Raw genomic sequence first — 6,000 nt, 5'->3', positions numbered from 1 at the left:
CCACCGATGACATCAAGAAGCTTGAAGTCCCCTACAAGCCGCTGCACGTGGGCGGTTTCTGAGCGGAGCAAGGAAGCGAACATGACGATAGAACCGATGGTCGCCGGCACCCGCAGATGGGCTAATTGCGCATCTCTCTTGCTAGGTCTTGAAAAGCAACAATCGGATGGGGCTGCATAACCACGGAGATTTCACGTGCCACTGTATGATCTTGACCTGAAGGAATTGCGCGAGAACAGAAGCGAAACGGTCTGCCCCGGCGATTTCGATTCCTTCTGGGACACGACCCTTTCAGAAACGCGTCAGTTTGCGTTGCACGCCAGCTTCGTGCCCGTGGAGACCGGTCTTCAGCTTGTCGAGGTTTTCGACGTTACGTTTTCCGGATTCGGGGGACATCGTATCAAGGGATGGCTCACTCTACCGCGTCAACGAGCGTCAAAGCTGCCTTGCATTGTCAAGTTCATCGGCTACGGGGGCGGAAGAGGTTTTGCTCACCAACATCTCCTGTGGCCAGCAGCGGGCTATGCCCAATTTGTCATGGATACGCGGGGCCAGGGCAGTGCTTGGTCGAAAGGAGATACGTCTGACCCAGTGGGCTCGGAGCCAGCCCATCCAGGCTTCATGACAAAGGGCATTCTCAGTCCGAAAACATATTACTACCGTCGGGTTTATTCCGATGCCGTGCGTGCGATCGAAGCTGCGCGGAGTCACGAAGCAATCGACCCGAGCCGGATCGCAGTCACGGGCGGAAGCCAGGGCGGCGGTATCGCGCTTGCGGCCGCTGGCCTCGACGCTGGTGTATCCATTGTCATGCCAGATGTGCCTTTCCTCTGCGATTTTCCTCGCGCCGTGGCACTTACGCCGCGGGATCCCTTCCCTGAAATATCGCGATATCTGGCTGTCCATCGCGACAAGGTTAGTCAGGTGTTCCAGACGTTAAGCTATTTTGATGGAGTTTGCTTTGCCGCTCGGTGCCGGGCCAAAGCGCTATTCTCGGTAGGCCTGATGGACACGATCTGTCCACCATCGACCGTCTATGCTGCATACAATGCGTTCGCTGGCTCGAACAAATCTATCCTGGAATACGGATTCAACGATCATGAAGGTGGAGGCGAATTTCAGGAACAAGCCCAGATGGATTGGCTTGCCCCGAGAATTTAGTGGTTATTTCCCTCTTGTGTCTTCAAAGGCAAAGGGGATCGGGGCTCGTGGACGCAATCGGCCTCGGGTGGCCAAGCTGTTCATCGGCACTTTGCGCGGCGCGACACCGACAGCCGCCCGACATCAACAAAGAGGACTGCAATCATGAAGGTGGGTTTCATAGGACTGGGGCGCATGGGCGCCAGCATGGCCGCGAATCTCGTGAAGGCCGGGCATGACGTCACCGTCTTCAACCGCACCCGTGCAAAGACCGACGAAATCGTCGCACTCGGAGCAAGGGCTGCGGCGACCGTGGCCGAGGCCTGCCAGGGCGAGGCTGTAATGACGATGCTGGCGAATGATGAAGCCGCGGACAGTGTCGTCTACGACGAGGGAGGAGTGCTCGCGAGCCTGAGTGAGGGCGCGATCCACATTTCCGCGAGCACGATCAGCGTCGCCCTGTCGCGCCGGCTTTCGGAGAGCCACACCCTGCGGAGGCAGCGCTATGTCGCGGCGCCGGTCTTCGGACGCCCGGAGGTGGCGGCAGCCGGTCAGCTCTTTGTCGTCGCAGGCGGCGCGGGCGATTCGATTCGTGACTCCGCGCCGCTTTTCGATGCAATCGGCAAGCAAACCTTCATCATCTCGGAACAGCCAAGCCTCGCCAATCTGGTGAAGCTCAGCGGCAATTTCCTGATTGCTTCGGTGATTGAATCGCTCGGCGAGGCAATGGCGCTGGTCGGGAAAGCGGGCATTGACCGGCACCAATACCTCGATCTGCTTACGTCTACGCTATTCAATGCCCCGGTCTACAAGACCTACGGCGGACTGATCGCCGCGGGACAGTTCGAACCGGCCGGCTTCGCCGCCCCGCTCGGACAGAAGGACATCCGGCTGACGCTCGCCGCCGCAGAGGAGCTGCGCGTGCCACTGCCGCTCGCCAGCCTGCTGCGCGACCGTTTCCTGACCCTGCTGGCGCACGGCGGCGAAACGCTGGATTGGTCGGCAATCGGCCATCTGCCCGCCAAGGATGCTGGAGAGGGCTCGAAATGATCGACGCCAGAGCGATCGTGGCTGCCAGGACATCCTGATTGCCGTCGTCGACGGACCGATGAGCGTTATGATACTAGGTAATTGTTTGACTGGCAGCAAAGCATCCTGGTGCTGCGCCGTGCCCGAACGAGCGAAAGCCGTTAAGACCGGTTGCGAAGTATCGCCAAACTAGCCTCCTGAGATCAACATGCAGTTCAAGCGCAATGAAATTCACGAACTGTCGATTTTTCTCGCGATAGTCCAGTACCGTAGTTTCCGGAAAGCGGCGGATCATCTGGATGTGACGGCCTCGGCGCTGAGCCACAGCATGAAAGCGCTTGAGCAAAGGCTCGGCGTCCGTCTCCTCAATCGAACCAGCCGCAGCGTTGCGCCAACCGCGGCCGGAACCGCGCTGGCCGAAAAGATTTCCGCTGGGCTGGAGATGATACAGTCAGGACTGGAGGATTTGAGCGGTCTTTATCAGGGCACCGCCGGCAGCATTCGCATCAATGTTCTGAAAGATGCGGCCGTTCTGGTTTTGAGACCGGCCATTCCGATCTTCCAGCAACGCTTCCCGAACGTTGAGCTGGAGGTCGCTGTGGACGACCAGTTTGTCGATGTTACCGCGGAAGGCTTCGACGCCGGTATCAGGTACAGCGGTACCATCCCGGAAGACATGATCGCAGTTCCTCTCACTCCTCCTTTGAAATGGGTCGCTGTCGCTACCCCTGATTATCTCAGGAACCATGGTCGCCCTGTGATGCCGGAGGACCTGCTTTCCCACAATTGCATCCGGATACGAACGGGCCGCGGACAGATCTACAAGTGGGAATTCGAACACGGCGATGATCGGCGCGAAATCGACGCTCCCGGAACGCTGATTTCCGGCGAAACCGATCTTGCACTCAATGCTGCCCTCGAAAGTGTCGGGATATCCTATTGCCTGGAAAAACTCGCGGAGCCCTACCTGTCGGCAGGTCGCCTTGAAGTCGTTCTTCCGAAGTGGGCGTCCATGGGGCCGCCGCTTTCGATGTACTATTCCAGCAGACGTCAGCTTCCCTTCGGCGTCGAGGCGCTGATCAAGATCGCTCGAAACCTCAACGGTCTCTAGGGTTACCCTCATCGATGAAGCTAGTTCATCGATCCAATGATTTCCAATCCATTGATCCGTCGCTTGAACGGCGAGATCCAGTCCCATCAGCCGCAGCACTGACTTCAGAAAGCCCTCCGCTTGACGCAGCCGCAAGCCGAATACGAGGCCCAGGGTCAGGGCGGTCTCAATCGCCAGATCGGAATAGCGTCGCTGGCCACCGTGCGTCCTGCGCTTCGGCGCCTGCCGAAAGCGCGGCCTCTGTCATCCACAGCGTCAGGCTGCCACGCCTGCGAAGTCCTGCCTTGTATTCCGCCCGGTTCGTAATCTTGAACCTCATCTTGCTGATACGGTGGCGGCGGGCGGCATTGTGTTTGAAAGGCATCGTTGAAAAAGACCGGCTATTGCGATTGCCCATCACATACGCCACCGCGATTAAACGATCCGCGCACTAAGGCTGTTCGCCACCGCTTTCTCGACGCCCATTCATGGCCGTCCTACCCACCAGCCTGGGCGGTGTTGGCACCGACGGGATGCGGAGGAAGTGAACGCCGCCTTCGCCGCCGGTATCACCCAGAAATCTCTCGCCGAGTTGGTGCGGGCCGAACCCGTCTGAGCCCACTGCTGGCGCGTATGTGCAGCGGCACTACATAATGACCCCACGGAAGACTTAATTTCAAAGCGTTAGGATGCTTATCGGAAGGATGACCCCGCGCCGATTCACAAACGCCTTCTGGATCCGTGCGCGCCGCTCCTGAGATCGACAACAAGCACGGTCGGTCGGCGCCATCAACGCAGCAGGATATTGTCGCCCCGGATCGCCCTGCAGACTGCTTCCGTGACTTCCTTCGTCGTCGATGTGCCGCCGATGTCGGGTGTCATGATGCCTGCCTGACAAGTGCGCTCGACCGCTTGCATTAGCTGGCTTGATGCCGCCGCCTCGCCGAGATGATCCAGCATCAGGGCGGCCGTCCAGAAGGTCGCGATGGGATTGGCGAGGCCTTTGCCTGCAATGTCGAAGGCTGAACCGTGAATGGGCTCGAACATCGACGGAAAGCGGTGTTTCGGATCTATGTTCGCCGTGGATGCGACGCCGATGCTACCGGCGAGCGCCCCGGCGAGATCGGAAAGGATGTCTGCATGAAGGTTGGTGGCGACGATCGTGTCCAGACTCTTTGGCTTTGCCACCATTCGGACGGTCATCGCGTCCACCAGCATCTTGTCCCATGTCACGTCGGGGAACTCGCGCGACACCTCCTCGGCGATCTCGTCCCACATCACCATGCCGTGGCGCTGTGCGTTGGACTTGGTAACCACGGTCAGCATCTGGCGCGGGCGGTGCTGGGCAAGTTCGAATGCATATCGCATGATGCGTTCGACACCGGTGCGCGTGAAGACCGAAACCTCCGTCGCCACTTCCTCCGGCAAGCCGCGATGAACTCGCCCGCCGGCGCCTGAGTACTCGCCTTCAGAGTTCTCGCGAACGATCACCCAGTCCAGATCGCCCAAATCGACATTGCGCAAGGGGGAGGTAATGCCCGGCAATATCTTGGTTGGCCGCACATTTGCGTATTGGTCGAAGCCCTGGCAGATCGGCAGCCGCAGGCCCCAGAGCGTGACATGGTCCGGGACATCGACCGCGCCGACGGCACCGAAGAAAATGGCATCGAAGCGTTTCAACTGCTCAAGCCCGTCTTGGGGCATCATGATCCCGTAATGCTTGTAGTAGTCAGAACCCACTCGAATTTGTGAAATTTAAGCCTGATGTCGCCGCGCCGTTGCGCGAGCGCCTCCAGCACCTGGATTCCAGCGCCGATGACTTCCGGACCGATCCCGTCGGCCGGTATCGCGGCAATAGAAAACTCGTGCATCATCTTCTCCTTCACTCGTGCCGCCGGTGCGAACGGGCGTCTCGCTTCGGTGACCGCCCGTCGCAATCGCGCAGATAACGCAACACCGATGTGAACGGTGTAAAAGCGAAAGCTGGGGAGGTTCAACGCGTTAATTTTATACAAAAATCGTCGGCTCGCTCCGCACTTTCGGAGCGGCAATTTCTCTTCCAATGGTCAACATACGGTTAACATGCGTGTTTCGGCCGATATCTGTGCCGCCTGGACAGCATGGTAGGCATCAGCAGCCCCGGCTGGTGGATGTATCGCTTCCACCACAACGGCCAAAATCTCTACGCCGCTGTTCAAGCTGTCCATCTCCGCTTGAATCTTTTCCGAGATCGTCTTTGACAGCTCAAGGCGCCCTCCGCTCAAGACGTCATCGAGCGTCCGTTTTGCAAAATCATGAACGAGAGTGCGGTTTGCAATATTTTCGATCAAGCCATCGATATCGGCGACTTGATAGGCCGCCTGGAGCGCGGCGCGATCAGTTAGTCCGATTCGATAGACGAAACGAACATCCATATTAACCAGCTGGAAGCTTTCCCGGTCTCGCGAACGGCTGGCGATGATCTGAGATTTTTCGCTGACATGGGTAGCGTCCCAAAGACGGTTGGCGCTTTCGGGAGCGGGACCTTCCGCATCGCTCGGCAAGGATGACGGGTCGACTATTGCCGACGTGGCGATCTCGTGCACAACGCCGCTTTCAATGGGGATAACGCGGCCGAATGGCCAGATCGTGTCCCGGCAAGTGGTGTAGCTGACGGGAGGTAGCAAAGCCGAGTGCCCGCGCGCTTCTCGTTGCGCTGTAGCGGGTGATCGGCTTTGCGGGCGAGTTGTGACAGCCGCGCC

4 protein-coding genes and 2 pseudogenes are annotated in these 6,000 nt (G+C 58.8%); 3 read left to right on the top strand and 3 right to left on the bottom strand.

The features are described 5' to 3' along the window. Positions 1-195 precede the first annotated feature (195 nt). The 3 genes from FHT71_RS25940 to FHT71_RS25930 all read left to right on the top strand — a co-directional run bounded on the left by FHT71_RS25940 (position 196) and on the right by FHT71_RS25930 (position 3,280). On the top strand, positions 196-1,161 hold the full coding sequence (locus tag FHT71_RS25940; RefSeq protein ID WP_183722687.1) for an acetylxylan esterase: 966 nt from the start codon (positions 196-198) through the stop codon (positions 1,159-1,161). Between the two features lie 144 nt (positions 1,162-1,305). Further along, on the top strand, positions 1,306-2,190 hold the full coding sequence (locus FHT71_RS25935; protein ID WP_183722685.1) for an NAD(P)-dependent oxidoreductase: 885 nt from the start codon (positions 1,306-1,308) through the stop codon (positions 2,188-2,190). A 187-nt stretch (positions 2,191-2,377) separates the two neighbouring features. After that, entirely contained in the window at positions 2,378-3,280 is a 903-nt protein-coding gene (locus tag FHT71_RS25930) for a LysR family transcriptional regulator (protein ID WP_132593182.1), read from the top strand. A gap of 66 nt (positions 3,281-3,346) precedes the next feature. Here FHT71_RS25930 and FHT71_RS25925 read toward each other — a convergent pair. The 3 genes and pseudogenes from FHT71_RS25925 to FHT71_RS25915 all read right to left on the bottom strand — a co-directional run. Beyond that, positions 3,347-3,644: pseudogene (locus FHT71_RS25925) on the bottom strand (transposase); the annotation flags it as partial. Positions 3,645-4,048: 404 nt separating this feature from the next. Continuing rightward, a pseudogene (locus tag FHT71_RS25920) lies at positions 4,049-5,130 on the bottom strand (tartrate dehydrogenase). A 195-nt stretch (positions 5,131-5,325) separates the two neighbouring features. Beyond that, on the bottom strand, positions 5,326-5,844 hold the full coding sequence (locus FHT71_RS25915) for an SPFH domain-containing protein (protein ID WP_348649322.1): 519 nt from the start codon (positions 5,842-5,844) through the stop codon (positions 5,326-5,328). Positions 5,845-6,000 lie beyond the last annotated feature (156 nt).

It is taken from the genome of Rhizobium sp. BK060, assembly GCF_014193145.1.
Classification (GTDB): Bacteria; Pseudomonadota; Alphaproteobacteria; order Rhizobiales; family Rhizobiaceae; genus Rhizobium.
This window is presented reverse-complemented; position numbering and strand designations above follow the sequence as displayed.